Source organism: Pseudomonas sp. GW822-FHT03F04, assembly GCF_058801405.1.
The window spans coordinates 18,461-43,075 of record NZ_JBXANF010000017.1 but is presented as its reverse complement, the minus strand read 5'-3'; the positions used below and the strand labels follow the sequence as shown (position 1 = coordinate 43,075).

Here is a 24,615-nt window from a genome sequence, read left to right as displayed (position 1 = left end):
GCGCTTATTTAGCGACTTTGCCCAGTACGCGCAGGCGGCTCACACCACCATCCGGGAACACGTTCAGACGGATGTGGGTGATCGGGCCCAGAGCCTTGATCTGCTCGACGAAAGTGTGTTCGGCGTGCATTTCCAGCTTCTGGCTCGGCAGCAGTTCGCGCCAGAACAGCGACTGGGTTTCGATCTGGCTGTCGGTGCCGCCCTTGACGAACGCGCCCTGGATCGAGCAGGTGTCCGGGTAGTTGCCCTTGAAGTGCAGGGTGTCGACGATGATTTTCTCGATCTCGCCCGGGTGGCCCAGCGCGACGATTACCCAGTCATTGCCTGGCGTGCGACGACGTGCGGTTTCCCAGCCGTCGCCCATGTTGATGCCACGGCCCGGGTTGAGGATGTTGCTCATGCGGCCGAAGTGTTCGTCGGAGCAGGCGAGGGCGCGGCCACCGTTGAGGGCTGCTGCCAGGTCCACTTGCTCGTTGTCACCGACTGCCGACCAGTCGCGGAACGGAATGCCGTACACGCGCAGACGGGCAACACCGCCGTCCGGGTAGATGTTGAAGCGCAGGTGGCTGAACGCCTTGTCGTTGCTGATTTCGTGGTAGTGGTGGCTGTTGCCCTGCAGCTCGACGGCCGACAGCACTTCGGTCCACTGGGTGTTTTCGTCCGGCTCGCCCGACGCCAGGAAGCACGCTTCCAGAGAGGCCGATGGCGGGAAGTTGCCGGTGAAGAATGAAGTGTCGATGTCCACGCCTTTGATCGAACCCGGTACGCCCAGGCGGATCACCGCGCTGTCGTAGCCTTCGAAGCGCTTGCGGCGCGATTCCCAGCCGTCCATCCACTTGCCGTTGTCATCGAACACGCCCTCCTTCCACACGGCCGGGGTCGGCTGAAACAGACGATTGGCGTCTGCGAACCAGTCATCGGTGACCGAGATGATTTTGGTGCCCAGGCGGGCATCGGCCAGGTTGACGAACTTCTCGAAAGGTACGGCGTAAGCTTTCATTCTTCTTGTCTGCCTTTAAATAAGTGGCTTGGGATGCTTGCGAGGCCCTGGGCGTTCTCCGCGTCTGACACGCTCGGGCCATGCTCGCTAAAGAGTCAGTAAACGGAACAGGGCAATCTTGTTGATCTCCGCCAGCGCGCACTTGAACTCGGTGTCGACCGGGTTGTGAATGCGCGTTTCGAACGCCGCGAGGATCTGATGCCGGTTGCTGCCTTTTACCGCCATGATGAAGGGAAACTTGAACTTGGCCTTGTAGGCGTCGTTCAGCTCGGTGAAGCGAGAAAACTCTTCGGCCGTGCATTGGTGAATACCGGCGCCAGCCTGTTCATTGGTGCTGGCTTCGGTCAACTCGCCCTGGACGGCAGCTTTGCCGGCCAGGTCCGGGTGAGCGTTGATCAGTGCCAGCTGACTGGCGTGATCGGCGCTCAACAGGATGTCGCTCATGCGCTGGTGCAGGGTTTCGATCTGGTCGATCGATGGGTCCTGGCCCAGGTTGAAGGCCTTTTCGGCCACCCATGGCGAATGTTCGTAGATGTCGGCGAAGGCTTTGACGAAGGCGTCGCGGCTCAGGGTCGACGGTTTCAGGGTTTGAAAGGTGCTCATTTGGCAGCCCCTTGGTACGGGTGGGTTTCGTGCCAGTGACGCGCGATGTCGACGCGACGGCTGAACCACACCTGTTCATGACTTTTGGCGTATTCGATAAAACGCTTGAGCGAAGCCAGACGCGCCGGACGGCCCACCAGACGGCAGTGCAGGCCGATCGACAGCATTTTCGGCGCTTCAGCGCCTTCGGCGTAGAGCACGTCGAAGGCGTCTTTGAGGTATTCGAAGAAATCGTCGCCCTTGTTGAAACCCTGGACCTGGGTGAAGCGCATGTCGTTGGTGTCCAGGGTGTACGGGATCACCAGGTGCGGCTTGCCGGTCGGGTTGTTCGGTTCCCAGTAGGGCAGGTCGTCGTCGTAGGTGTCGCAGTCGTAGAGGAAACCGCCTTCTTCCATCACCAGACGACGGGTGTTCGGGCCGGTGCGACCGGTGTACCAGCCCAGTGGGCGCTCGCCGGTGAGTTCGGTGAGGATGCGGATCGCTTCGAGCATGTGCTCACGTTCCTGCGCCTCGTCCATGTACTGGTAGTCGATCCAGCGGTAGCCGTGGCTGCAGATCTCGTGGCCGGCCTCGACCATCGCGCGGATCACGTCCGGGTGGCGCTGGGCGGCCATGGCCACGGCGAAGATGGTCAGCGGAATGTCGAATTCCTTGAACAGTTTCAGGATCCGCCAGACGCCGGCACGGCTGCCATACTCGTAAAGCGATTCCATGCTCATGTTGCGCGCGCCTTGCAGAGGCTGGGCCGCGACCATTTCCGAGAGGAAGGCTTCCGATTCTTTGTCGCCGTGCAGAATGTTGCGCTCGCCGCCTTCTTCGTAATTGAGTACGAACGACAGGGCGATCCGGGCATTGCCCGGCCAGTGTGGGTGAGGAGGGTTACTGCCGTAACCGATCAGGTCGCGTGGGTAGTCAGCGCTCACTGCAGTCTTCCTTCTTATTCGTTGACAGGTTGTGTAACGGCCTGCACAGGCTGGCGTCACAGCGATGGGCTGATTGTATACAACTTTATTCTCAATTTGTAAGCCTGAATTTTCGCATTTTTCACCGGCTGTCATCTTTTACTGCTAATGGCGTGAGCCTGCAAGAAACCTGCCTGACCAGTCAGCTAATGGACTGGGGGTTCAATGAATGCATGGTGCAAGGGCAGATCACCGGGAAATCGGAGGATGGCGGGAGTAAGAGGAAAAATGTCGTTTTTATTGTGTACAATTTTTTTGAAAAGTGTCTTAATCAATCGCTCGCCGCAGCTTTTCGTGCTCCGAAACGGTGCGGTCTCCTTTTCAACTGACTTCGGGAGGCGCGAAGTCTGACTGCTCCACGCAGGCAGGCGCGCAGAATCAATGGGACGTTTGACAACACACGTTTTGGACGCTGCACACGGTTGCCCGGGCAGCTCGATCAAGGTCGAGCTGTACCGCGTTGAAGGTTCGCACCTGGAATTGGTCGCCAGTGCGCTTACCAACAGCGATGGCCGGGTCGATGCGCCGCTGCTGCAAGGCGATGACTACCGTACCGGTGTCTATCAGGTTCAGTTCCACGCCGGCGATTACTACCGCGCCCGTGGCGTCCAGTTGCCGGAGCCGGCATTTCTGGACGTGGTGGTGCTGCGGTTCGGCATCTCCGCCGAGCAGGATCATTACCACGTACCGTTGCTGATCTCGCCTTACAGCTATTCCACCTATCGGGGCAGCTGACCCCCAAGCAGCTGCCCCTACCGGGAAGCGACTGCGCATATAGCTTCTTTGGTCTTTCGCCCGCTCACACTGCGGGCTTTTTTTCGTCCCTCGTTTAGTCGGTTGCAATCACAGCCGTGCATGTCCGTCGCGCACGATAAACACCGTGTCTGTGCATCCGGTCCGATCTGCACCGTTCCGCCCTCGACAAGATCGACATAGGCATGGCGGCCCGCTGAGCGAATGCCGTTCAGCAGGTCGGGAGGTGGCAATCGGTTGACCAGTCCGGGTGCGAGAAAATAACTGCCGATCGGCCTTTGTACGGTGCTGTCCCGGACGTGCGTCTCGGCAGGGAGGTCTTAGGTTTCGATCATCTGCCGGCGGGTCACAGGTGGCTCAGGCAACTGCCAGGCCGGGTGGGTCAAGGTCGGATCGATCAAGGTGTCGGGCGTCAGGCGCGGTGGTGTTGGAGTGTCCGGCGGGGTGTCCCGTACGACAGGCGTGGTATCCGGCGTATCTGTTTTCGGTCGGGTGGGGCGTTTGGGGCTCATTGATTGTTTGGCTCTGTCAGGCAATCGATTATCTGGAGGGCACCGCCTCCGTGCGCCAGATGAGGCGCACGATGCACAGAAATGATCGTCAAGCCGGGGTTTTGACGGGTGGTACATATGTATAGCGAAGACAGATGGACCCGATCGGGCAATCGTTCATCAGAAGAGGCGGGGGGTAGCGAAGCGTTTGCCGCCCTCGCATGGCGATTCGAGGGCGGCAGTCAGTTGCAAATCTGGGCAGTCAGGACGCGATATTTCAGTGACCGCTCAGCAACGATGCCGCACCTGCGCCGCCAAACAGACCGGCGCTGATCCGGTTGAACCAGCTCTGACCCTTGCCGCTGCGCAGGTAGCGCGCCGCACCATGGGCACCGAGCCCGTAGGTCAACTTGCACAGCAGATCGAGCACCGTCCATGTGGCGATCATCACCAGCAGTTGTGGGAGGAACGGTTGTTGCGCACTGAGGAACTGCGGCAGAAACGCGGCAAAGAACAAGATGTCTTTCGGATTGCTCGCGCCCAGCACGAAGGCCCGGCTGAACAATGCGCGGAATTTCGGAACCGGCGCCGCTTGCGGAACCTCGGCGCCGGTCGATGGCTGGCGTGATTGCTGCCAGCTCTGCCAGGCGAGGTAGAACAGGTAGATCGCGCCGATGATTTTCAGGGCGCTGAACAGTTTTTCGGACGCCAGCAGCAGGGCACCCAGCCCCAGCGCCGAGGCACTGAGCAGGCAGATCGAGGCGAATACGCCACCGAGAAATGCCGGGTACGAACGGCGCAAACCGTAATTCAGACTGTTGCTGATCATCAGCAATGACAGCGGCCCCGGAATCAGGATCACCACCAGCGCAGCGCCGCTGAACAGCAGCCAGGTTTCCAGACTCATCACTTTCTCCTTTTTATCGTTATCAAGAATGTGCAAAAGCCCCACCCGCAAGGGTGAGGCTGTTTTGACGCTCGAACCGCGTGACGCTTACAAGAAGATGAACTTGGCGATGAAGATCGCGCAGAGCACCCACAGGCTGACGGAGATCTCTTTGTATTTACCGGTGCCGGCCTTCAGCGCGACATAGGTAATGAAGCCCAGCGCGATACCGTCGGCGACCGAGAAGGTCAACGGCATCATGATCGCGGTGACGATGGCCGGAATACTGTCGGTCGCTTCGTCCCATTCGATGTGCGCCATGCCGCCCATCATCAGCATCGCTACATAAATCAGCGCGCCAGCGGTGGCGTAGGCGGGAATCATGCCGGCCAGCGGTGCAAAGAACATCGCGGCTATAAATAGCACACCGACGGTGACTGCGGTAAGACCAGTCCGACCACCAGCCGCTACACCGGCGGCACTTTCCACATAGCTGGTGACCGGCGGAACGCCGACGACCGCACCGAATACGCTGGAGGCGGAGTCGGCTTTCATGGCGCGGGAGAGGTTTTCGATGCGGCCGTCAGCGCCTACCAGATTGGCGCGCTGGGCAACGCCCATCAGGGTGCCGGCGGTGTCGAACATGTGCACGAAAAGGAAGGCGAGCACGACGCTGATCATGCTGACGTTGAACACGCCGGCGACGTTCATGGCCATGAACGTCGGCGCCAGGCTTGGCGGGGCGGACATGATGCCCTCGTAGTGCACCAGACCGATGCCCCAACCAGCCAGGGTCACGGTGATGATGCTGATGAGGATTGCACCGAACACCTTGTGGTAGCTGAGGATCGCGATCATCAGGAAGCAGATGGCGGCGAGCAGCGGGCCCGGTTCACGCAGCGAGCCAAGCTTGATCAGCGTGGCCGGGCTGTCGACGACAATGCCGGCGGTCTTCAGGCCGATCAGCCCGAGAAACAGACCCACACCGGCACCCATCGCAAAGCGCAGGCTGACCGGAATGCTGTTGAGCAGCCATTCGCGAATCCGCGAAAAGGTCAGGATCATGAACAGCACACCCGAGACGAACACCGCACCCAGCGCGGTTTCCCAGTTGTAGCCCATGGTGCCGACCACGGTGTAGGTGAAGAATGCGTTGAGGCCCATGCCCGGCGCCAGGCCCACCGGCCAGTTGGCGTACAGACCCATCAGCAGGCAGCCCAGCGCGGCGGCGATACAGGTGGCGACGAAGGCAGCACCGTGATCGATCCCGGCATCGGCCATGATGTTCGGGTTGACGAAAATGATGTAGGCCATGGTGATGAAGGTTGTCAGACCGGCGATCAGCTCGGTCTTCACCGTGGTGCCATGCAAGCTGAGTTTAAAGAGGCGCTCAAGCAGGCCATTGCGTAACGGCGGCGAGAGTTCCAGCGTCGATGCTTCGGATTTGCGGCTTTCCACAGCGAGTACTCCTCAAGAGTTTTATTGTTATTTCCAGGGCCGGACCCTATGAGGGGGTGGCAGCGGCCCTTTGAGGCATACGCGAATTTGTTGACCATGCGGTCAGGAACTCGCACGCTGTGGATTATGCTTTTGTATACAAATAAAGCAAATAATGTTTTTGGTTTTGTCGACGAAAGTTTTGAGGATCGGGCTATATCACTCGGCCGCGCGGTTTTTTGCCAACGCCAGATTCACCGCCAGCCAGCCGTTGACCGCCGTTTCGCCCGCTTCGGCAAACACCCGCTCCAGCAATTTCACCTGCTCGCGGCGCAATGCCTGTTCAAATCTCGCGCCTTCGACGGTCAACGTCAGAAGCCGCTTACGTTTGTCTTCTTCGGACGCCACGCTGTCCACCAGGTGCATTTCCTGTAACTGACGCAACGGCATGTTCAACGCTTGTTTGCTCACACCGAGTAGCGCGAGCAACTCCTTGACGCTCAGGTTCGGGTAGCGGGCGATGAAAAACACGATGCGCTGATGCACGCGGGACAGGCCGCGACGCTCAAGCATTTCGTCAGCCTTGGCGGTGAACGCCTGGTAACCGAAGAAGAACGCTTCCATGGCTTGCTGTTGGCTGGCGCAGTTTTTAAGGTCAATCATATTGACGTTTCCGCTGAGGTTGTCGTAATTTCAGTCAACAAGTTTGACTCATTTTTCTCATGCCTCGCTAGCGGTGACTTCCATGGCTTTTTCCGAACGTGTCTCGCGTCTCAAAAGTTCTCTGATCCGTGAAATCCTGGCCGCAGCTCAGCGCCCGGAAGTCATGTCCTTCGCGGGCGGTTTGCCTGCTGAAGCCATGCTGCCGAAGGTCGAATGGGCCGACATGCCGCTGTCTCTCGGCCAGTACGGCATGAGCGAAGGCGAGCCCGCGTTGCGCGAAGCCCTGGCGGCAGAGGCGAGGGCGCTGGGGTTGCCGTGTGAGGCGAGTCAGGTGTTGGTGGTCAGCGGTTCCCAGCAAACTCTCGATCTGGCGGCCAAGCTGTACATCGACAAGGGCACCGAAATCCTGCTGGAAGCGCCGACTTATCTGGCGGCGTTGCAGATCTTCCAGCTGTTCGGCGCCGATTGCCTGACCGTGCCGCTGGAGGCCGATGGACCAAATCTGGCACAACTGCGTCAGCGCCTGGAGCAGCATCGCCCAGCGTTCATCTATTTGATTCCGACCTTCCAGAACCCGTCCGCCGTGCGCTACAGCGAAGCCAAGCGCGAGGCCGTCGCAGCACTGCTCGACGAATTCGGCGTAACCCTGATCGAAGACGAGCCTTACCGCGAACTGACCTTCGACGGCGGCAGCGCCCAACCGATTGCCGGTCGTTTGAAGAAATCCAACTGGATCTACACCGGCACTGTGTCGAAAACCCTGTTGCCGGGTCTGCGCGTCGGCTACCTGATCGCCAGCCCCGATCTGTTTCTGCACCTGCTCAAACTCAAACAATCGGCGGATCTGCACACCAACCGCATCGGTCAGTGGCAGGCGTTGCAGTGGATCGGCAGCGAGAAATATCAACAGCACTTGAGTGAATTGCGCGGCTTCTACCGTCAGCGTCGCGATGCTTTTCAATCAGCGCTGGAAACTCACTTCGCCGATCTGGCTGACTGGAATACACCCCAGGGCGGGCTGTTTTTCTGGCTGACGCTGAAGCAACCACTGGACACACGTACCTTGCTGAACACCGCGCTGGCCAACGATGTGGCGTTCATGCCGGGCGAGCCGTTTTTCCCCGACCCGGATCGCAACCACGGTCATCTGCGCCTGAACTTCAGTCACATCGACCCCGCCCGGCTGGACGAAGGCCTCAAACGTCTGGCAGCGGTGGTGCGCCAGGCGCAGGCCGCACAGGCGGCATAAAAAAACCGGCCATCAGGCCGGTTTTTTTATTCAGACTGTGGCGAACCGCTTGTTCAGGTATTCGATGATCGTGTTGGACTCATACATCCAGGTGGTCTGACCGTTCTCTTCGATGCGCAGGCACGGCACCTTGATCTTGCCACCCTGTTCCAGCAGGGTCTGGCGATCCTGCTCGTTGTTCTTCGCATCCTTCAGGGCCACCGGCACATTCAGGCGACGCAGGCTGCGGCGGGTCTTCACGCAGAACGGGCAGGCGTGGAACTGATACAGGGTCAGGTCTTTCGCGGCGGTATCCACCTGAGCCTGGGCAGCGGCGGGGCGCTGTTTCTTGCCCGGACGGGTCAGGAAATCAACGAAGATGATCAGTTGGCCGAGGCCGACACGAAGCGCTTTGACGAACACGTTACAAGCCTCACAGGGACATTGAAGAAGGCGCGCAGCTTACCCGATTTTTCACGGACGAAAAAAAACCGGCGATCAACGCCGGTTTTTTTGTGTCACGAATTACTTGATCAGGCTGAGAAACTCGCTGCGGGTCGCCGCGTTTTCGCGGAACTCACCGAGCATCACCGAGGTGATCATCGACGAATTCTGCTTCTCCACACCGCGCATCATCATGCACATGTGCTTGGCCTCGATCACCACGGCCACGCCCAGCGCGCCGGTGACCTGCTGGACCGCATCGGCGATCTGGCGACTTAGGTTTTCCTGTATCTGCAGGCGGCGGGCGTACATGTCGACGATTCGTGCGACCTTCGACAGGCCCAGCACTTTGCCGCTCGGGATATACGCGACGTGGGCCTTGCCGATGAACGGCAGCAGGTGGTGTTCGCACAACGAGTAGAGCTCGATGTCCTTGACCAGCACCATTTCGCTGTTGTCGGAGCTGAACAGGGCACCGTTTGTGACCTCTTCGAGCGTCTGTTCATAACCGCGGCAGAGGTACTGCATGGCTTTGGCGGCACGCTTTGGCGTGTCGAGCAGGCCCTCGCGGGACACGTCCTCGCCCAGTTGGCCGAGAATCGCGGTGTAATTCTGTTCCAGGGACATGAAACTACCTGTGGGGATTTTCGCAAAGGGCAAGGGTACGGTGGCGGACACGACCCTGCAAGTTCGGTGTGACGGGATTATTCGTCACGGCCTTCCATCATGGTGCGTTTGAGCATCACGTAAACCGCGCCGGCGCCGCCGTGTTTCGCCTGGCACGAGCAGAAACCGAGCACTTGCGCATGCTGGCGCAGCCAGGTGTTGACGTGGCTCTTGATCATTGGCCGCTTGCCGTCCAGCCGCACAGCCTTGCCGTGGGTGACGCGCACGCAGCGGATTTCGAATTTGGTCGCTTCGGCGAGAAACGCCCAAAGGGTTTCCCGGGCCTTTTCGACGCTCATGCCGTGCAGGTCGAGGCTGCCTTCGAACGGGATCTGCCCGACCTTGAGCTTGCGCATCTGGCTTTCCTGCACCCCGTCGCGGGCCCACATCAGCTCGTCTTCGGGCCCGACGTCGATCACGAACTGATCGGACAGACCGTCAACCGTGGTGGTTTCGGTACGGATGGTCGCGGACTGGCGCAGCTTGGCGATCTGTGCACGGTCAGCCTTGGGTTTGCCGGTGTCGGCGCGGTCGTGCTTGATCGGCTTGACGCCTTGGATCGCGCTTTTGAACAGGGAAAAATCGTCGTCTTGCATATCAGCCTCCGCGAAGGGCGGCCAGTTTACCCAAACAGACACAAAACGGCCCGGCAAAAAGCCAGGCCGTCGATTCAGTCGTGTTTTTTCATCAGGTGCGGGGACATGTTCAGTTCCCGCGATTGCCGTGCGCGACGCCGGCAACGACGCCACAGGGCCACGCCGAAATACAGGAACAACAGGCCGACGGCGAGAATGATCGCCGAGCCCATCGGGGTTGCGTTCAAGTCGCCGAGTGCCGGTGGGTGCCCCAGCAGGCTGGCGGCCCCGGCCAGAGCCAGCAGCACGCCGAACGTCGCCAGAATGGCGGCGATCGCTGCGCCGAAACGAAAACGCCAGTTGCTTTGGCCTTTGGGCCGCAAGCGGCGTGCGTCAAATCCATCGGATAACTTCATTCCGACCTTCCTCAATGGGTATCGGCCCTTCGACCGGGAGTTGACCGGGTTGTTCCTGAGGCTAGGGTAATTGAAGCAAATGCGAGGTCTTTGCAGATGAGCGGCGGGCTGAGCCGCTCATTTACGCTCGATCAGATCAGATCCTGGGTCAGCGCGAGGGTGGCGAAGTTGTCGGCCATGATCGCCATTTCCGCCTCCTGAACCTGTTCGGCACTGAGCACGCGACCCTTGAACGGCAGGTCACGGGTGGCGCAGGCGTCTTCGACCAGGGTGCAGCGGAAACCCAGGTTCTTCGCCGCACGCACGGTGGTGCTGACGCTGGAGTGGCTCATGAAACCGCAGACGATCAGGTCCAGCGAACCGATGGTTTGCAGACGATCGTAGAGTTCGGTGCCGTGGAAAGCGCTCGGCAGCAGTTTGCCGATGATGGTTTCATCGCCCAGGGGTTCCAGGCCGGGGATGAATTCGCCGCGTTCGCCTTGCGGGTCGAACAGACCGCCGACGGTGCCGAGGTGGCGTACGTGCACGATCGGACGGCCGGCTGCGCGGGCGGCGGCAACCAGTTGTTTGATGTTCGCGACAGCCGCGTCCATGCCGCTCAGGGCCAGCGGGCCGCTGAGGTACTCTTTCTGGGCATCGATGATGACCACGGTGGCATGGCTCAACGTGGCCGCTGCGTAACCGCGACCGCTGAGTTGAAACATCGTTTTTGGAACGGACATTCTGGGGCTCCTTGGGGTGGGGCTTTTGCGACATTGTCCTCTGGCTGAGCGGTTCTGTGAATCGCTACCATCGTAGGCACCGTCGTTACTGGCCTGCAGCCTCGTCAAGTTACACGTTCTGTTCAATAGCTGATAAAGAATTCGGAACACTCCTACCGTCGCCCCGGGATTTTTCCTGCGTCGTCGTGGCGCGTTTTGGCTGGTAGAATCGCCAGTCGTTTTTTCTGGAGTTCTGCCCCGTGATCACTTCCCGACTTCGTACCCTGCGCGACCACATCCGTTGGGCCGTCAGCCGCTTCCATGGGGAGGATCTGTTTTTCGGCCATGGCACCGACAATGCCTGGGACGAAGCCCGGCAACTTGTGCTCGGCGCTTTGCACCTGCCATGGGAAATCGCCGACAGCTATCTGGACTGCGCGCTGGAAGACGACGAACTGGTCAACCTGCAACGCCTGCTCAAGCGCCGCATCGAAGAACGCATTCCGACCGCTTACCTGCTGGGCGAGGCGTGGTTCTGCGGCATGTCGTTCATCGTCGATGAGCGCGTGCTGATCCCGCGTTCGCCGATTGGCGAGTTGATCGAAAACCGTTTTGCACCGTGGATCGGCGACGAACCGGCGCGGATTCTCGACCTGTGCACCGGCTCCGGCTGCATCGGCATCGCGTGCGCCTACGAATTCCAGAACGCCGAAGTGGTGCTGGCGGACCTGTCGTTCGAAGCGCTGGAAGTGGCGAACCAGAACATCGAGCGTCATGGCGTCGATGAGCGTGTGTTCACTGTGCAGGGCGATGGTTTTGAGGGTTTGCCGGGTCAACGTTTCGACCTGATCGTGTCGAACCCGCCCTACGTCGACGCGGAAGATTTCGCCGACATGCCGGACGAATATCAACACGAGCCGGAACTGGGTCTGGCCTGTGGCGATGACGGTTTGAACCTGGTGCGCCGGATGCTCGCCGAAGCGGCGGATCACCTGACCGAGAAAGGTTTGCTGATTGTCGAGGTGGGCAACAGCCAGGTACACGTCGAAGCGTTGTACCCGGAAGTCGATTTCGCCTGGCTGGAATTCCAGCGCGGCGGGCATGGCGTGTTCATGCTGACCGCCGAACAGTGCCGCGATCATCAGGCCCTGTTCGCTTCCCGCGTCTGACCTGAACCGATCGTTCCCACCTCGGTGGGAACGATCATTGGCTTAGCGGTGTGTGGCAATCCAGATCAGCAAGCCGGCCTGGAACACTGCAAACGCCACCAGACACGTAATGGTGAAGCGCAAACCCGCGTCTTCACGCTTGAACTTGCTGACCTTGTCTTCCTGCTTTTTCAGCTTCACTTCCTGCTCGGCCAGGTTCTGCTCGGCCTGCTGCAACATCTGCGCAGCTTCGAGAATCTCGACAATCTGCAGTTTTTCGCTGTTCCAGTCGCCCAGCAAGTCACCGACCTGCACTTCCTTGACGCTGCCCTTCAAATGCTGGGCGTCGGCGTAAACCACATCAAAGCCATGCACGCGCAGAAAGTGATCGCGGCGCAGGCGCGTGTCTTCGTTCAGCGCGTCCTTGTTGTTCAAGTCCATGCCGTCGACGGTGTAGGTAGGCCAGCGCTTTTTCGCCCAGTTGATGCCCTGGGCGGCCATGAAGCGGCCGATGCCACGGTTCAGCGGTTCGATCTGCAAACCGCTGTCCGGACCGAAGTGCACGCGTTTGGTCTTGTGGTCGACCCACACGTCGAGCTGGTTCTGCTCTTTGCGCACACGCTGCGCCGGCAGTTTGATCGACATGCGCATCAGGCTGTGTTCTTTGCTGTTGCGCTCGGCGTAACCGAATTCGACAAAGCGCAACGGCCGCCCGCCGGTGTTGCGATCGGTCTGCAACGGCGCCAGGCGGAGCATCTTGTGGTGCTCGACGTGGACATCCGCCCATGGCAGCTCGACCGCTGGCGGTGCGTCTTTTTCAGCGGTGGTGTCGGGTGAAGTCTGGGTATCAGTCATAACGGCGAGATCCTGTCCAAGCTGCTTGCCGCCAGCCAGTACGCTGGCGACAAAGGCTTATCGGCCGTTTTCTACAGGACTAGAGGGCAAAAAGAGCTTAACGGGTGCGAAGTCCGTCAATAAATTCGAGGATGCGTGTCCCCAATTCCGCCGCCAGCGGCAAATTCGGGTCCTTGTAAGAGGCCATTTGCCGCTTCACGTCGTTGGGCACGATGCGCATCACGTGGTTCATGCCTTCGATCAATGCCAGCGTCGCGTCGGGTTTTGCCGCCTTGAGCAGGTTGGCGTCATCGACTTGAACCTGAATGTCGTTGCTGCCCTGAACGATCAAGGCCGGCATTTTCAGATGGGCGAAGGCTGCGGACGGATCCTGACGGAACAACGAAATCAGATACGGCTGCACGCTAGGGCGAAATATTGGCTGCAAGGGCGCCGGGACATTGTCGTCGGTGTGGCCGGCCTTGAGGCTGTCGAGCAGCTCGTTGCTGCGCTGCATCAGTGGCGGGGGTAGGCTGCGGGCCAGTTGCCGGCGCAAAACCTGATCGATCGGCCGGGCGGTGCCGGACAGTGAAATGACCGCAGCGGCGTCGACTTTCGGTGCAGCCAGACTGGCAATCAGTGCGCCCTCGCTGTGACCCAACAGGATCAACGGGCCGAAACGCGGGTCAGCCTTGAGCTTCTGGCCCCAGGCCACGGCGTCCGCGACGTAGGCATCCACCGACAGATTGCGCTCATCCGGCGTCGCGGCCAGGCTCGCCGCCACCCCGCGTTTATCGAAGCGGACGCTGGCGATATTGTGCTTGGCCAATACCCAGGCCAGTCGCTTGAGGCTGTCGTTGCGCCCGCCGTCCGGGTTGTTTCCGTCACGATCCGTAGGACCCGAGCCAGAAAGAATGAGGACAACCGGCACCGGATTGTCAGACTTTGGCAGCAACAGCGAGCCGAAAAGTTCGCCGCTGCCGGTGTCCAAAGTCACCGGGCGTTGCAGGACGGTCGCCTGGACAAAGCCAGTAAACAGGGTAAGGCTCAAGATCAAAACTCGCAGCATCATCACGCCATCATTTGCAAAGGTGCCGGTTGGACTCACCAACACCGCCAAGGTTCGAGGATGAACTACTCGGTTAGCCTGCGTATACTGGCGCGCATCATGAATTTGGGTTTGATTTCACGGAGCGTCCTGCATGTCCGGCAATACCTACGGCAAGCTGTTCACTGTCACCACCGCGGGCGAAAGCCATGGTCCGGCGTTGGTCGCCATTGTCGACGGCTGCCCGCCGGGCCTGGAGATTTCCCTTGAGGACCTGCAACGCGATCTCGATCGCCGCAAGCCGGGCACCAGCCGCCACACCACCCAGCGTCAGGAGGCCGACGAAGTCGAAATCCTCTCCGGCGTGTTCGAGGGCCGCACCACCGGCTGCTCCATCGGCCTGCTGATCCGCAACACTGACCAGAAGTCCAAGGACTACTCGGCGATCAAGGATCTGTTCCGTCCGGCCCACGCCGACTACACCTACCACCACAAATACGGCGAGCGCGATTACCGCGGCGGCGGTCGCAGCTCGGCGCGGGAAACCGCGATGCGCGTGGCGGCCGGTGCGATTGCCAAGAAATACCTGGCGACGCAGGGCATCGTCATTCGCGGCTACATGAGCCAGCTCGGCCCGATCGAAATCCCGTTCAAGACCTGGGAATCGGTCGAGCAGAACGCTTTCTTCAGCCCGGACCCGGACAAGGTGCCGGAACTGGAAGCCTACATGGACCAGTTGCGCCGCGATCAGGACTCGGTCGGGGCCAAGATCACGGTGGTCGCCGAAGGCGTGATGCCGGGCCTGGGCGAGCCGATCTTCGACCGTCTCGACGCCGAACTGGCCCACGCGCTGATGAGCATCAACGCGGTCAAAGGCGTGGAAATCGGCGCCGGTTTCGCCTCGGTCGCCCAACGTGGCACCGAGCACCGCGATGAAATGACCCCGGAAGGTTTCCTCAGCAACAACGCCGGCGGCATCCTCGGCGGAATTTCGTCCGGTCAGCCGATCGTCGCGCACCTGGCGCTGAAGCCGACGTCGAGCATCACCACACCGGGCCGTTCGATCGACATTCATGGCAACCCAGCGGAAGTGATCACCAAGGGGCGTCACGATCCGTGCGTCGGCATCCGCGCCACGCCGATTGCCGAGGCGATGATGGCCATCGTGCTGATGGATCACCTGCTGCGTCACCGTGGTCAGAACGCCGACGTGCGTGTCAGCACGCCGGTCCTGGGTCAGCTCTGATGGGTCAACTCACAGCCGCTGCGGTCTGACCGTGGCGGCGCTCCCGTACTGGCGGCTGTCCAGTTTCTATCTGTTCTATTTCGCCTTGCTCGGTTCGACGGCGCCGTTTCTGGCGCTGTACTTCGATCACCTCGGATTCAGCGCCGCACGCATCGGCGAGTTGGTGGCGATCCCGATGCTGATGCGCTGCGTGGCGCCGAACATCTGGGGCTGGCTCGGCGACTACACCGGCAGACGCCTGGCCATCGTGCGTTTTGGCGCGGTGTGTACGCTACTGACCTTCTCGTTGATCTTCGTCAGCAAGACCTACGCCTGGCTGGCGATGGTCATGGCGTTGCATGCGTTCTTCTGGCACGCGGTGTTGCCGCAGTTCGAAGTCATTACCCTCGCGCATCTGCAGGGCCAGACCTCCCGCTACAGCCAGATTCGGTTGTGGGGTTCCATCGGTTTCATCATCACCGTGGTGGCACTGGGGCGATTGTTCGAACGGCTCAGCCTCGACATCTACCCGGCGGCGCTGGTGTTGATCATGGCCGGCATCGTGCTCAGCAGTCTGTGGGTGCCGAATGCGCAGCCGCCGCAGGGCAACCGGCCGACGGGCGAGGGTTTTCTCAAGCAGTTGCGCAATCCCGGGGTCCTGGCGTTCTACGGTTGCGTGGCGCTGATGCAGATGAGCCACGGGCCGTATTACACGTTTCTGACCTTGCACCTCGAACGCCTGGGTTACAGCCGTGGTGTGATCGGCATGCTCTGGGCCGTTGGCGTGGTGGCGGAAGTGCTGATGTTCATGGCCATGAGCCGGATCCTCGCGCGTTTTTCCCTGCGTCGTGTGCTGATGGCGAGTTTTCTGCTGGCGGCGCTGCGCTGGTTGCTGCTAGGTTCGTTCGCCGAATTCCTGTGGGTGCTGCTGTTTGCCCAGGTGCTGCACGCCGCGACGTTCGGCAGCTTTCATGCCGCTGCCATCCAGTTCGTGCAACGTAGCTTCGGCGCGCGTCAGCAAGGGCAGGGCCAGGCGTTGTACGCCGCACTGGCCGGCACCGGCGGTGCGCTGGGCGCGTTGTATTCCGGCTACAGCTGGAATGCCCTCGGCGCGACATTGACCTTTAGTATTGCCAGTCTCGCGGCGCTCGCTGCTGCCGTTATCATTGCCACACGTATGCAAGAGGACAGGCCATGAGCCTTACGCGTGAACAGCTTGCCCAGCAAATCGTCGACGCCGGGCGTTTTCTTTACGGTCGCGGCTGGTCGCCGGCCACCAGCAGCAACTACTCGACGCGCCTGTCGCCGAGCGAAGCGCTGCTGACCGTGTCCGGCAAGCACAAGGGCCAGTTGGGTCTGGACGATGTACTGGCGACCGATCTTTCCGGCAACAGCCTGGAACCGGGCAAAAAGCCGTCCGCCGAAACTTTGCTGCACACCCAGCTCTACAGCTGGCGCCCGGAAATCGGCGCGGTGCTGCACACCCACTCGGTGAACGCCACGGTGCTGTCGCGCCTGACGCCGGAAGATTTCATCGAGTTCGAAGACTACGAACTGCAAAAAGCCTTCAGCGGCATTTCGACCCACGAATCCCGGGTGCGAGTGCCGATCTTCGACAACGATCAGGACATTGCGCGCCTCGCCGCCAAGGTGCAGCCTTGGCTCGACGCCCATCCCGATTGCGTCGGTTATCTGATTCGCGGTCATGGCCTCTATACCTGGGGCGCGCAGATGAGCGACGCGTTGCGCCAGATCGAGGCCTTTGAATTTCTGTTTGAATGCGAGTTGAAGACCCGCAGCGTCATGAACCGCCAAGGCTGACTTCACCAGAACCAGCCCATTTGCCTGATGAATGCAGTGCCCGACCGGTCTCGAAGAACCGGACGGCAAGGCCGATACCGAGGAATTGCCCCCATGAGCAGCCTGTCCGTCTATCACGTTTCCAGCCCTGAAATTCCGAACAAGGTGCTGACCCATTTCGAAGACATCGCCTCGACCCTGGCCGAGCAGGGCGTGCGCTTCGACCGCTGGCAAGCCGCCGCGAAGATTCAGCCCGGTGCCAGCCAGGAAGAAGTGATCGGCGCCTACAAAGAGCAGATCGACAAGCTGATGACCGAGCGTGGTTACATCACCGTCGATGTGATCAGCCTCAACAGCGATCACCCGCAAAAAGCCGAATTCCGCGCCAAGTTCCTCGAAGAACATCGCCATGGCGAAGACGAAGTACGCTTTTTCGTCGCCGGCCGTGGCCTGTTTACCCTGCACATCGACGATTACGTTTACGCCGTGCTGTGCGAGAAGAACGACCTGATTTCGGTACCGGCCGGCACCAAACACTGGTTCGACATGGGCGAGAACCCGCATTTCGTGGCGATCCGCTTGTTCAACAACCCTGAAGGCTGGGTCGCCAACTTCACCGGCGAAGACATCGCCGGCCGCTTCCCGCGCCTGGAGGACTGAGCCGATGTCGATCAAGGTCATTCTCACCGACATCGAAGGCACCACCAGCGCGGTGAGTTTTGTGTTCGACGTGCTGTTCCCGTATGCCGCCAAACACCTGCCGGACTTCGTTCGCCAGAACGCCACCCGCGCCGATGTCGCCGAGCAACTGGACGCCGTGCGCCGTGACAGCAACGAATCGCAGGCCGACGTTGAACGGGTCGTGGAAATTCTGCTGGCCTGGATCGCCGAAGACCGCAAAGCCACTCCGCTGAAAGCATTACAAGGCATGGTCTGGGAGCAGGGTTATCAGGCCGGGCAGTTGAAGGGGCATGTTTACCCGGACGCCGTCGAAGCGCTCCAGCGCTGGCATCAGGCCGGGTATCAACTGTTTGTTTATTCGTCTGGTTCGATTCAGGCGCAGAAGCTGATTTTCGGCTGCTCGGAAGCGGGGGATCTGACACCGCTGTTCAGCGGCTATTTCGACACCACGTCGGGCCCGAAGCGCGAAGCGCAGTCGTACAGCACTATTCAGCAGGCCATCGGGGTCGAACCGCAGGAAATCCTGTTCCTGTCCGACATCGTGCAGGAACTCGACGCCGCCCAGGCCGCCGGCCTGCAAACCTGCGGCCTGGCCCGTGAGGGTGGAGAGCTGGAAGGGCATGTGACCGTCGACAGCTTTACCGGGATCGAACCGGAAGCGTTCTGATTCCACACAATCGATGCGCAAAAAAACAGGCCGTGAAGCGAAAGCTCCACGGCCTGTTTGTTTATACGGTGTTTACATCGAGTGATAGGTCGGCAGGGCAAAACGCTGCTGGCTTTGCAGCATGCCGATTTGCGGTAGCTCGCTGGCTTGTTCGGCCAGGTCACGACGGATCGCGCTGATCGCCCACGACAGTTGGTCGCCGGCATGCAGTTGCTGATAGGTGAGCGCACGTTTGAACACTTTGCCGTCGGCACTCTTCAGCGTCAGCAGGATCCCGCCATCGGGACGCGGTTGGGTGGTGACGTTGAAGTTGGAGAACAGGGAGGTAAATTTTTCTTGGATCAGGCTCATGTCTTTCAGCTCCGTATGCACTTGAATGGCAAGCATGCAGAGGGAGTTGCAGTGATTGTGCCAGTATTCTATTTTTATAAAATCGTTATAAATCAATAAGTTAGAGATTATGCAAATTCAAGTCGTCGTGCAATCTGCATGAATGGCCATCGTGCATCCTGCATTTTGCGGGATCGCTGTCGATCCGATGGAACCATTCCATCCGGCTGCAATCGCGTTTCGCCTTGTAGCGTTGGCGGATACAAAACATTGCAAAAACCGCGTGTACAGCCCGAGAAGCCCTGACGTATTTTCGGCCTCGACCCTCGCTCAAGAAGCGCCGGTTGCCTTACCCGATTGCCCGACAATAAAAAATCCGGCCTGCACGCCAAGGTCGAACGGGAGCTGCCATGAGCCACGCGCCTAGCGACACGATAACCTGGAGCATGATGCTCCGCAAACTGCCGATGATTGCCAAAGCCATCCCTCGGGTGGTGAAAGGCATGAAGGTGGCCAACGTCAAGGATCCGACCCAAACCTGTGGCCTGGGCTGGACCTTCGAGCAAGCGACCCTGCGCAATCCCGAGGGCCCCGCGCTGCTGTCGGGTGAGGTGGTGCTGAGTTATTCACAGGTCAACCAGTGGGCCAACCGCATTGCCCACTACCTGATCGGGCAGGGCATCGGGAAGGGCGATGTGGTGGCGGTGTTCATCGAAAACCGCCCGGAACTGCTGGTGACGATTCTGGCGCTGGCCAAGGTCGGCGCCGTCAGCGCGCTGCTCAACACTTCGCAGACCCGCGACACGCTGATTCACAGCATCAATCTGGTGGCGCCGGTGGCGATTGTCGTCGGTGAAGAATTGCTGCCAGCCTTCACCGCGGTGCGCGAGCAAGTGACGATTGCGCCGGCCCGCACCTGGTTCGTGGCGGATCAGGACACCTTCAGCCAGCCGGGCATCGCCCCGGAGGGTTACACCAATCTGATCAGCGCCAGCGCCGATGCGCCAAGCGACAACCCGGCCAGCAGCCGGCAGATTTTTTTCGATGACCCGTGCTTCTACATCTACACCTCAGGCACCACCGGTTTGCCCAAGGCCGGCGTGTTCAAGCACGGACGCTGGATGCGCAGCTCGGCGAGCTTCGGCATGATCGCCCTCGACATGCGCCCGGACGACATCGTCTATTGCACCTTGCCGCTGTATCACGCCACCGGGCTTTGCGTGTGCTGGGGATCGGCGGTCAATGGCGCCTCGGGTTTCGCGATTCGCCGCAAGTTCAGCGCCCGGCAGTTCTGGAGCGACGTACGCCGCTACCGCGCAACCACCATCGGCTACGTCGGTGAATTGTGCCGTTATCTGGTGGATCAGCCGGTCAGCAGCGATGACAGCCGCCATGACGTGCGCAAGATGATCGGCAACGGTTTGCGGCCCGGTGCCTGGGCTGAATTCAAGACCCGGTTTGCGGTGGATCACATCTGCGAACTGTACGCGGCGAGCGACGGCAATATCGGCTTCACCAATATCCTCAACTTCGACAACACCATCGGATTCTCGCTGATGGCCTGGGAACTGGTCGCCTACGATCAGGACAGCGGCGAACCGATTCGTGGTGCTGACGGGTTCATGCGCAAGGTCGACCGGGGCGAGCGCGGCCTGTTGCTGGCGCGGATCGACGACAAGGCGCCGCTGGATGGCTACACCGATCCGCAGAAAACCGCGAAAGTCGTGCTGCAGGACGTATTCACCAAGGGCGACCGCTTCTTCAACACCGGCGATCTGCTGCGCAACATCGGTTTCGGTCATGCGCAGTTTGTCGATCGCCTCGGCGACACCTACCGCTGGAAGGGCGAAAACGTCTCGACCACCGAGGTCGAGAACCTGTTGCTCCAGCATCCGCACATTTCCGAAGCCGTGGCCTATGGCGTGGAAATTCCCAACACCAACGGTCGCGCCGGCATGGCGGCGATCACGCCGGCCGAGTCTCTGGCGACGCTGGACTTCACCGAGCTGCTGGCCTTCGCCCGCCAGCGCATGCCGGCCTATGCGGTGCCGTTGTTCCTGCGGGTCAAAGTGAAAATGGAAACCACCGGCACCTTCAAATACCAGAAGACGCGCTTGAAAAACGAAGGCTTCGACCCCGGCCAGACAGGTGATGACCCGATCTATGCCTGGCTGCCGGGTACTGAAACCTACGTGCAGGTCACGGATGAAATCCTGGCGGACATTCGCGCCGGCAAGTTCCGTTATTGATATTGGCTATCGACTGTCTTGGAAAAAAGGGGGTGACAGCTATCGCCGCGCTCGGGAAACTATCGGCTTTCCGATTGACCGAAAGTGGAGTTGCCCCATGTCCGACCAAAGCCGCCAGATGACCCCCGAAGAAGCTGCCGAATTCACCGAGCAGGTATTCAACAAGGCGCGCGACGGCGATGCGGCGATGCTGGATCGCCTGATCACGGCCGGTCTGCCGGTCAACCTGACCAACAGCAAGGGCGACACCCTGTTGATGCTCGCCAGTTACTACGGTCACGTAGATGCGGTGCAAGTGCTGCTCAAGCACAAGGCCGACCCGGAACAACGCAACGGCAACGGCCAGAGCCCGATTGCCGGCGCGGCGTTCAAGGGTGACCTGGCCGTGGTCAAGGCATTGGTGGCCGGTGGGGCGCAGATTGAAGGCGCTTCCTTCGACGGCCGCACGGCGCTGATGATGGCGGCGATGTTCAACCGGGTTGAAATTGTCGAGTTCCTGATCGACCAGGGCGCGGACCCGAAAGCCAAGGACGCCAACGGCATCACCGCGCTGGACGCGGCCCGCACCATGGGCGCTGTGGACACCACCGCGCAGCTGGAAAAACTGCTGGGCTGAACCGTCGGGCCGGAACCCGCTCTGTGGCGAAGGCGAGAATGCGCTATCCTTCGCGCCCTCAAAATTCTCTTCGTCACAGGATCCGCCCCCATGAAAGCCGCACTCGCCGAACTCATCAGCAAAATCAGCTCCGGCTGCATGGGCGACGACGAGATTCAGAAGGTCGCTGATGAAGCGGCGCAGGCCTACGCCGATGCCGACGCTTTTCTGACCGCCAATCCGGACATCAACTACGACGACACTTTCCCGATTCCTTTGGGCGAATGGGTCGTGGTCGGCAGTCTGCCGGAAACCGTTCTGTTCCAGGCCGACACCTACGTTGACCTGTTCGCGCAGATCGTGGCTTCGTTCGGCCCGGGCGTGGAGTTCAACCTCAAGCCCAAGCAACTGGCCAAGACCGAAGCGCTGACCGCACTCAACCGCATCCAGGTGCAGATGAGCAGCATGAACAAGGAAAACGGCGGCTACACGCTGATGAACTTCAGCCAGTTGCTCGACGACGAACTGCAAGTGGTGCTGGTCTACGGCAACGACGTGCCGCGCGTGCTGGAACTGTGTGCCGAAGTCGGCATCGCCGCTGCGCCGTCGCTGGAAGCCTTGAAGGTCGCCGTTCACGTCTGAGCGCAATAAAAGGGAACCCTGCGCGCGACCGTCTATCCTAAAAGTGCATGCCACTATTCTGGAGTGACACCATGGGTTCCACGTTCAACGGCCTGATCGGCCTGATCATTCTTGCCCTCGACATCTGGGCGATCATCAACGTGCTGAAAAGCGGTGCCGAGACCGGGATGAAAATCCTCTGGGTGCTGTTGATCATCTTCCTGCCGGTGCTGGGCCTGATCATCTGGGCGATTGCCGGGCCGCGGGGCAATGTGCGGATCTGACCGTTCGCGCCAATGGATTGTGCCGGGCCGATGAAGTGAGGTTCGACCTGTCATCTTCGGCAACGTAGAATGCGCGCCTTTCCCGGGCAATCGAACCTGACGATTGGCGCCCGCGCATTCATCGGAGCACTTCACCATGACCGTCACCAAGACCAGCGAATACCTGGAAACCCTCTACGAAGGCTACGGCCAGCGTTTTCGCATGGAAAAACTGCTGCACGAAGTGCGCACCGAACACCAGCACCTGGTGATCTTCCAGAACCCGCGCATGGGCCGGGTGATGGCGCTGGACGGCGTGATCCAGACCACCGAAGCCGATGAATTCATCTACCACGAAATGCTCACCCACGTGCCGATCCTCGCCCACGGCACCGCCAAGCGCGTGCTGATCATCGGCGGCGGCGACGGCGGCATGCTGCGCGAAGTGACCAAGCACGCCAGCGTCGAGCACATCACCATGGTCGAAATCGACGGCACCGTGGTCGACATGTGCAAGGAATTCCTGCCGAACCACTCCAAGGGCGCCTACGACGACCCACGCCTGAACCTGGTGATCGACGACGGCATGCGCTTCGTCGCAACCACCACTGAAAAGTTCGACGTGATCATTTCCGACTCCACCGACCCGATCGGCCCGGGCGAAGTGCTGTTCTCGGAAAACTTCTACCAGGCCTGCCACCGCTGCCTGAACGAGGGCGGCATCCTCGTGACCCAGAACGGCACACCGTTCATGCAGATCGAAGAAGTGAAAACCACCGCCGGTCGCCTGCGCAGCCTGTTCCCGGACTGGCACTTCTATCAGGCGGCCGTGCCGACCTACATCGGCGGTTCGATGACCTTCGCCTGGGGCTCGACCAACCCGGCCTACCGCAAACTGAGCCGTGAAACCCTGCAACAGCGCTTCATCGGCAGCGGCATCGTCACCCGTTACTACAACCCGGAAATCCACATCGGCGCCTTCGCCCTGCCGCAATACGTGCTGCAAGCGGTGAACAAGCCAAGCAACGACTGATCACTCAGCCGTTATCACTGCGGGAGCGAGCGGCTTCGTTCCCGCAGATGAAATGTTTTTCATGTTTCATCGGTGTAAAGCTTTTGAACGATCAATCCTGACAAAAGTCGAGATAGATATGAGCCCATTTGCGGGTTTGTTCGAGGAGGCACCAATGCAAAAGTGGAAAGTCACTTTCGTGGATGATCACGGTGAAATTGTCGATGAAATCTTCGAGCGCGCGGAATGCCCCAGCGACGATGAGGCCGCTCGATTGATCAAGGAACGACTCCTTCCTGTCGTCGCCGCACTGGATCTGAACGATCTGGAAGGGCGCACCTCCGATGCAGGCGCCAAAAGCCTGAAAACCCAGAACAGCATCGAAATCCGCAGCATCACGCCCATCTGAAAATCTTCTTGTCCGTAACGTACCAGGCCTTGGCAGCGGCTCTATCTTGGGGCTACTCTGCAAGCGAGATCAGCGAACGGATCGCTAAGGTCTGGTCTTGTCAGCTACATGCTTGTTTCCCGCCGGCAACACGGTTGTCGTAGCGCCTGAGCCGTTCGGCTAGGTGCAGGGAATACGGAAAGTCTATCCATCTATGCGAGGGGGACGTTCATGAGCACAGCCTATCAAGAAGACATCAGCAGCAGCGTGCTGCGCCGCATGAAAGAAGGCGGTTTCGATTTTTCCCGATTCCATCCCATCGAGTTCTACGCCATTTTCCCGGACGAGGAGCGGGCGCGCAGGGCGGCAGGCAAGTTTCGCGGTGAATCCATCAATGCCCAGGTCAGTGCGCGCGACGACGGCGCGTGGTCCCTGGAATTGAGCAAGGTGATGTACGCAACCTACGACGACATTGGCGATTTCGAACAGGGCTTTTCGGCGGTGGTCGAGCCACTGGGCGGCATCATCGAAGGCTGGGGCGTAAAGCAGGAGGTGCGCAACCGCCATCGTTTGAACTGATAACCCTCGCAACACGTCGAGCAACGGCTGACCTTCGGGTCGGCCGTTGTCGTTTCTGCACCCTGAACATCGCCCGGCAAAACCCTGAAACAAGAATCCGGCGCAAAAAAAAGCCACCGGGAGAGGTGGCTGAAAGGGAAGACCGGAAGGAGAGGAAACCGGTCAGGGTTACGGCCGGTAGGGCTGCCAGGGCAAGCCGGATCAGTGGGCTGCGCACTTCGTCAGGGACGTTTCGCAGCGGATGTGCGGATTATCCGCAGGCGGCGCCGGGCAGTGAAATCAACTCTGACTATGCTGGTGATAGGCGACTGCACTGCGTCGCAATGAGGCGGGGGCGATCAGGTTGGGGC

30 protein-coding genes are annotated in these 24,615 nt (G+C 60.2%); 15 read left to right on the top strand and 15 right to left on the bottom strand.

Features of this window, described 5'->3' with window-relative positions; translation table 11 throughout:
- Window positions 1-4: 4 nt before the first annotated feature.
- From alc to puuE, 3 genes are all read right to left on the bottom strand, one after another.
- Complete coding sequence (gene alc / locus AC1RMX_RS29055; protein WP_007960036.1) at window positions 5-1,000, bottom strand: allantoicase; 996 nt, start codon at window positions 998-1,000, stop codon at window positions 5-7.
- A gap of 87 nt (window positions 1,001-1,087) precedes the next feature.
- On the bottom strand, window positions 1,088-1,603 hold the full coding sequence (gene uraD, locus AC1RMX_RS29050; protein ID WP_493073844.1) for a 2-oxo-4-hydroxy-4-carboxy-5-ureidoimidazoline decarboxylase: 516 nt from the start codon (window positions 1,601-1,603) through the stop codon (window positions 1,088-1,090).
- Window positions 1,600-2,526: an allantoinase PuuE gene (gene puuE, locus AC1RMX_RS29045; protein ID WP_007960032.1), complete on the bottom strand. Its 927-nt coding sequence runs from the start codon at window positions 2,524-2,526 to the stop codon at window positions 1,600-1,602. The genes uraD and puuE overlap by 4 nt, the downstream gene beginning before the upstream one ends.
- A 420-nt stretch (window positions 2,527-2,946) precedes the next feature.
- Here puuE and uraH point away from each other — a divergent pair, with 420 nt between their 5' ends.
- Window positions 2,947-3,300, top strand: coding sequence for a hydroxyisourate hydrolase (gene uraH, locus AC1RMX_RS29040; RefSeq protein ID WP_011333195.1), 354 nt, complete (start codon window positions 2,947-2,949; stop codon window positions 3,298-3,300).
- 338 nt (window positions 3,301-3,638) lie between these two features.
- On the opposite strand, the gene AC1RMX_RS29035 is transcribed toward uraH, so the two are convergent.
- The 4 genes from AC1RMX_RS29035 to AC1RMX_RS29020 all read right to left on the bottom strand — a co-directional run bounded on the left by AC1RMX_RS29035 (window position 3,639) and on the right by AC1RMX_RS29020 (window position 6,795).
- Window positions 3,639-3,830 carry a hypothetical protein gene (locus AC1RMX_RS29035; RefSeq protein WP_493073842.1) on the bottom strand — a complete coding sequence of 64 codons (192 nt, stop codon included), beginning with the start codon at window positions 3,828-3,830 and terminating at the stop codon, window positions 3,639-3,641.
- Window positions 3,831-4,086: 256 nt separating this feature from the next.
- Window positions 4,087-4,716, bottom strand: coding sequence for a LysE family translocator (locus AC1RMX_RS29030; protein WP_096822940.1), 630 nt, complete (start codon window positions 4,714-4,716; stop codon window positions 4,087-4,089).
- A gap of 87 nt (window positions 4,717-4,803) precedes the next feature.
- A complete protein-coding gene (locus tag AC1RMX_RS29025) occupies window positions 4,804-6,153 on the bottom strand; it encodes an NCS2 family permease (protein ID WP_085710637.1) in 1,350 nt (449 codons plus the stop codon).
- A gap of 198 nt (window positions 6,154-6,351) precedes the next feature.
- On the bottom strand, window positions 6,352-6,795 hold the full coding sequence (locus tag AC1RMX_RS29020; RefSeq protein ID WP_493073841.1) for a MarR family winged helix-turn-helix transcriptional regulator: 444 nt from the start codon (window positions 6,793-6,795) through the stop codon (window positions 6,352-6,354).
- Window positions 6,796-6,877: 82 nt separating this feature from the next.
- On the opposite strand from AC1RMX_RS29020, the gene AC1RMX_RS29015 reads away from it, so the two are divergent.
- Window positions 6,878-8,044: an aminotransferase-like domain-containing protein gene (locus AC1RMX_RS29015; RefSeq protein ID WP_493073840.1), complete on the top strand. Its 1,167-nt coding sequence runs from the start codon at window positions 6,878-6,880 to the stop codon at window positions 8,042-8,044.
- 30 nt (window positions 8,045-8,074) lie between these two features.
- Here the strand turns inward: AC1RMX_RS29015 and AC1RMX_RS29010 are convergent, their stop codons facing one another.
- The 5 genes from AC1RMX_RS29010 to AC1RMX_RS28990 form a co-directional block, all read right to left on the bottom strand.
- Window positions 8,075-8,446, bottom strand: coding sequence for a glutathione S-transferase N-terminal domain-containing protein (locus AC1RMX_RS29010; protein ID WP_493073839.1), 372 nt, complete (start codon window positions 8,444-8,446; stop codon window positions 8,075-8,077).
- Between the two features lie 102 nt (window positions 8,447-8,548).
- Window positions 8,549-9,094 carry a GTP cyclohydrolase I FolE gene (gene folE, locus AC1RMX_RS29005; protein WP_003204506.1) on the bottom strand — a complete coding sequence of 182 codons (546 nt, stop codon included), beginning with the start codon at window positions 9,092-9,094 and terminating at the stop codon, window positions 8,549-8,551.
- A 77-nt stretch (window positions 9,095-9,171) separates the two neighbouring features.
- Window positions 9,172-9,729, bottom strand: a complete 558-nt coding sequence (locus AC1RMX_RS29000; RefSeq protein ID WP_085732349.1) for a Smr/MutS family protein — start codon at window positions 9,727-9,729, stop codon at window positions 9,172-9,174.
- Window positions 9,730-9,803: 74 nt separating this feature from the next.
- Window positions 9,804-10,124, bottom strand: coding sequence for a hypothetical protein (locus AC1RMX_RS28995; protein WP_096822944.1), 321 nt, complete (start codon window positions 10,122-10,124; stop codon window positions 9,804-9,806).
- A 131-nt stretch (window positions 10,125-10,255) separates the two neighbouring features.
- The gene (locus AC1RMX_RS28990; RefSeq protein WP_096822945.1) at window positions 10,256-10,846 is read right to left on the bottom strand and encodes a cysteine hydrolase family protein; all 591 of its coding nucleotides are present in this window, start codon (window positions 10,844-10,846) and stop codon (window positions 10,256-10,258) included.
- A 239-nt stretch (window positions 10,847-11,085) separates the two neighbouring features.
- Between AC1RMX_RS28990 and prmB the strand changes: the two genes are divergently transcribed.
- On the top strand, window positions 11,086-11,994 hold the full coding sequence (gene prmB / locus AC1RMX_RS28985) for a 50S ribosomal protein L3 N(5)-glutamine methyltransferase (RefSeq protein WP_096822946.1): 909 nt from the start codon (window positions 11,086-11,088) through the stop codon (window positions 11,992-11,994).
- A 42-nt stretch (window positions 11,995-12,036) separates the two neighbouring features.
- Here prmB and AC1RMX_RS28980 read toward each other — a convergent pair whose 3' ends face one another.
- Entirely contained in the window at window positions 12,037-12,828 is a 792-nt protein-coding gene (locus AC1RMX_RS28980; protein WP_096822947.1) for a hypothetical protein, read from the bottom strand.
- A 97-nt stretch (window positions 12,829-12,925) separates the two neighbouring features.
- The gene (locus AC1RMX_RS28975) at window positions 12,926-13,879 is read right to left on the bottom strand and encodes an alpha/beta hydrolase (protein WP_096822948.1); all 954 of its coding nucleotides are present in this window, start codon (window positions 13,877-13,879) and stop codon (window positions 12,926-12,928) included.
- 130 nt (window positions 13,880-14,009) lie between these two features.
- Here AC1RMX_RS28975 and aroC point away from each other — a divergent pair, with 130 nt between their 5' ends.
- From aroC to mtnC, 5 genes are all read left to right on the top strand, one after another.
- The gene (gene aroC / locus AC1RMX_RS28970; RefSeq protein ID WP_096822949.1) at window positions 14,010-15,101 is read left to right on the top strand and encodes a chorismate synthase; all 1,092 of its coding nucleotides are present in this window, start codon (window positions 14,010-14,012) and stop codon (window positions 15,099-15,101) included.
- Window positions 15,102-15,132: 31 nt separating this feature from the next.
- Window positions 15,133-16,278: an MFS transporter gene (locus tag AC1RMX_RS28965; RefSeq protein WP_493073837.1), complete on the top strand. Its 1,146-nt coding sequence runs from the start codon at window positions 15,133-15,135 to the stop codon at window positions 16,276-16,278.
- Entirely contained in the window at window positions 16,275-16,901 is a 627-nt protein-coding gene (locus AC1RMX_RS28960; RefSeq protein ID WP_085710648.1) for a methylthioribulose 1-phosphate dehydratase, read from the top strand. The genes AC1RMX_RS28965 and AC1RMX_RS28960 overlap by 4 nt, the downstream gene beginning before the upstream one ends.
- A gap of 93 nt (window positions 16,902-16,994) precedes the next feature.
- Complete coding sequence (locus AC1RMX_RS28955) at window positions 16,995-17,540, top strand: 1,2-dihydroxy-3-keto-5-methylthiopentene dioxygenase (RefSeq protein ID WP_007959995.1); 546 nt, start codon at window positions 16,995-16,997, stop codon at window positions 17,538-17,540.
- A 4-nt stretch (window positions 17,541-17,544) separates the two neighbouring features.
- A complete protein-coding gene (mtnC, locus tag AC1RMX_RS28950) occupies window positions 17,545-18,228 on the top strand; it encodes an acireductone synthase (RefSeq protein WP_096822951.1) in 684 nt (227 codons plus the stop codon).
- A gap of 72 nt (window positions 18,229-18,300) precedes the next feature.
- Here mtnC and AC1RMX_RS28945 read toward each other — a convergent pair whose 3' ends face one another.
- The gene (locus AC1RMX_RS28945) at window positions 18,301-18,579 is read right to left on the bottom strand and encodes a DUF3509 domain-containing protein (RefSeq protein WP_096822971.1); all 279 of its coding nucleotides are present in this window, start codon (window positions 18,577-18,579) and stop codon (window positions 18,301-18,303) included.
- Between the two features lie 389 nt (window positions 18,580-18,968).
- On the opposite strand from AC1RMX_RS28945, the gene AC1RMX_RS28940 reads away from it, so the two are divergent.
- The 7 genes from AC1RMX_RS28940 to AC1RMX_RS28910 all read left to right on the top strand — a co-directional run bounded on the left by AC1RMX_RS28940 (window position 18,969) and on the right by AC1RMX_RS28910 (window position 24,265).
- Window positions 18,969-20,807, top strand: coding sequence for a long-chain-acyl-CoA synthetase (locus AC1RMX_RS28940; RefSeq protein WP_493073836.1), 1,839 nt, complete (start codon window positions 18,969-18,971; stop codon window positions 20,805-20,807).
- Window positions 20,808-20,904: 97 nt separating this feature from the next.
- A complete protein-coding gene (locus AC1RMX_RS28935) occupies window positions 20,905-21,423 on the top strand; it encodes an ankyrin repeat domain-containing protein (RefSeq protein ID WP_096822953.1) in 519 nt (172 codons plus the stop codon).
- A 90-nt stretch (window positions 21,424-21,513) separates the two neighbouring features.
- Window positions 21,514-22,044, top strand: a complete 531-nt coding sequence (locus tag AC1RMX_RS28930; protein WP_096822954.1) for a hypothetical protein — start codon at window positions 21,514-21,516, stop codon at window positions 22,042-22,044.
- A 71-nt stretch (window positions 22,045-22,115) separates the two neighbouring features.
- Window positions 22,116-22,307, top strand: a complete 192-nt coding sequence (locus tag AC1RMX_RS28925) for a PLDc N-terminal domain-containing protein (protein ID WP_102622501.1) — start codon at window positions 22,116-22,118, stop codon at window positions 22,305-22,307.
- A 136-nt stretch (window positions 22,308-22,443) separates the two neighbouring features.
- Window positions 22,444-23,319, top strand: coding sequence for a polyamine aminopropyltransferase (gene speE, locus AC1RMX_RS28920; RefSeq protein ID WP_085690505.1), 876 nt, complete (start codon window positions 22,444-22,446; stop codon window positions 23,317-23,319).
- A 154-nt stretch (window positions 23,320-23,473) separates the two neighbouring features.
- Complete coding sequence (locus tag AC1RMX_RS28915; protein WP_493073834.1) at window positions 23,474-23,707, top strand: hypothetical protein; 234 nt, start codon at window positions 23,474-23,476, stop codon at window positions 23,705-23,707.
- Window positions 23,708-23,917: 210 nt separating this feature from the next.
- Window positions 23,918-24,265, top strand: a complete 348-nt coding sequence (locus AC1RMX_RS28910) for a ribonuclease E inhibitor RraB (protein WP_096822957.1) — start codon at window positions 23,918-23,920, stop codon at window positions 24,263-24,265.
- Window positions 24,266-24,615 lie beyond the last annotated feature (350 nt).

Bases quoted from the DNA above. Each gene is read 5' to 3' on its own strand.
- alc (WP_007960036.1), bottom strand. From the start codon at position 1,000: ATGAAAGCTTACGCCGTACCTTTCGAGAAGTTCGTCAACCTGGCCGAT.
- uraD (WP_493073844.1), bottom strand. From the start codon at position 1,603: ATGAGCACCTTTCAAACCCTGAAACCGTCGACCCTGAGCCGCGACGCC.
- uraH (WP_011333195.1), top strand. From the start codon at position 2,947: ATGGGACGTTTGACAACACACGTTTTGGACGCTGCACACGGTTGCCCG.
- AC1RMX_RS29035 (WP_493073842.1), bottom strand. From the start codon at position 3,830: ATGAGCCCCAAACGCCCCACCCGACCGAAAACAGATACGCCGGATACC.
- AC1RMX_RS29030 (WP_096822940.1), bottom strand. From the start codon at position 4,716: ATGAGTCTGGAAACCTGGCTGCTGTTCAGCGGCGCTGCGCTGGTGGTG.
- AC1RMX_RS29020 (WP_493073841.1), bottom strand. From the start codon at position 6,795: ATGATTGACCTTAAAAACTGCGCCAGCCAACAGCAAGCCATGGAAGCG.
- AC1RMX_RS29015 (WP_493073840.1), top strand. From the start codon at position 6,878: ATGGCTTTTTCCGAACGTGTCTCGCGTCTCAAAAGTTCTCTGATCCGT.
- folE (WP_003204506.1), bottom strand. From the start codon at position 9,094: ATGTCCCTGGAACAGAATTACACCGCGATTCTCGGCCAACTGGGCGAG.
- AC1RMX_RS29000 (WP_085732349.1), bottom strand. From the start codon at position 9,729: ATGCAAGACGACGATTTTTCCCTGTTCAAAAGCGCGATCCAAGGCGTC.
- AC1RMX_RS28995 (WP_096822944.1), bottom strand. From the start codon at position 10,124: ATGAAGTTATCCGATGGATTTGACGCACGCCGCTTGCGGCCCAAAGGC.
- AC1RMX_RS28990 (WP_096822945.1), bottom strand. From the start codon at position 10,846: ATGTCCGTTCCAAAAACGATGTTTCAACTCAGCGGTCGCGGTTACGCA.
- AC1RMX_RS28980 (WP_096822947.1), bottom strand. From the start codon at position 12,828: ATGACTGATACCCAGACTTCACCCGACACCACCGCTGAAAAAGACGCA.
- AC1RMX_RS28975 (WP_096822948.1), bottom strand. From the start codon at position 13,879: ATGATGCTGCGAGTTTTGATCTTGAGCCTTACCCTGTTTACTGGCTTT.
- aroC (WP_096822949.1), top strand. From the start codon at position 14,010: ATGTCCGGCAATACCTACGGCAAGCTGTTCACTGTCACCACCGCGGGC.
- AC1RMX_RS28960 (WP_085710648.1), top strand. From the start codon at position 16,275: ATGAGCCTTACGCGTGAACAGCTTGCCCAGCAAATCGTCGACGCCGGG.
- AC1RMX_RS28955 (WP_007959995.1), top strand. From the start codon at position 16,995: ATGAGCAGCCTGTCCGTCTATCACGTTTCCAGCCCTGAAATTCCGAAC.
- mtnC (WP_096822951.1), top strand. From the start codon at position 17,545: ATGTCGATCAAGGTCATTCTCACCGACATCGAAGGCACCACCAGCGCG.
- AC1RMX_RS28945 (WP_096822971.1), bottom strand. From the start codon at position 18,579: ATGAGCCTGATCCAAGAAAAATTTACCTCCCTGTTCTCCAACTTCAAC.
- AC1RMX_RS28940 (WP_493073836.1), top strand. From the start codon at position 18,969: ATGAGCCACGCGCCTAGCGACACGATAACCTGGAGCATGATGCTCCGC.
- AC1RMX_RS28935 (WP_096822953.1), top strand. From the start codon at position 20,905: ATGTCCGACCAAAGCCGCCAGATGACCCCCGAAGAAGCTGCCGAATTC.
- AC1RMX_RS28930 (WP_096822954.1), top strand. From the start codon at position 21,514: ATGAAAGCCGCACTCGCCGAACTCATCAGCAAAATCAGCTCCGGCTGC.
- AC1RMX_RS28925 (WP_102622501.1), top strand. From the start codon at position 22,116: ATGGGTTCCACGTTCAACGGCCTGATCGGCCTGATCATTCTTGCCCTC.
- speE (WP_085690505.1), top strand. From the start codon at position 22,444: ATGACCGTCACCAAGACCAGCGAATACCTGGAAACCCTCTACGAAGGC.
- AC1RMX_RS28915 (WP_493073834.1), top strand. From the start codon at position 23,474: ATGCAAAAGTGGAAAGTCACTTTCGTGGATGATCACGGTGAAATTGTC.
- AC1RMX_RS28910 (WP_096822957.1), top strand. From the start codon at position 23,918: ATGAGCACAGCCTATCAAGAAGACATCAGCAGCAGCGTGCTGCGCCGC.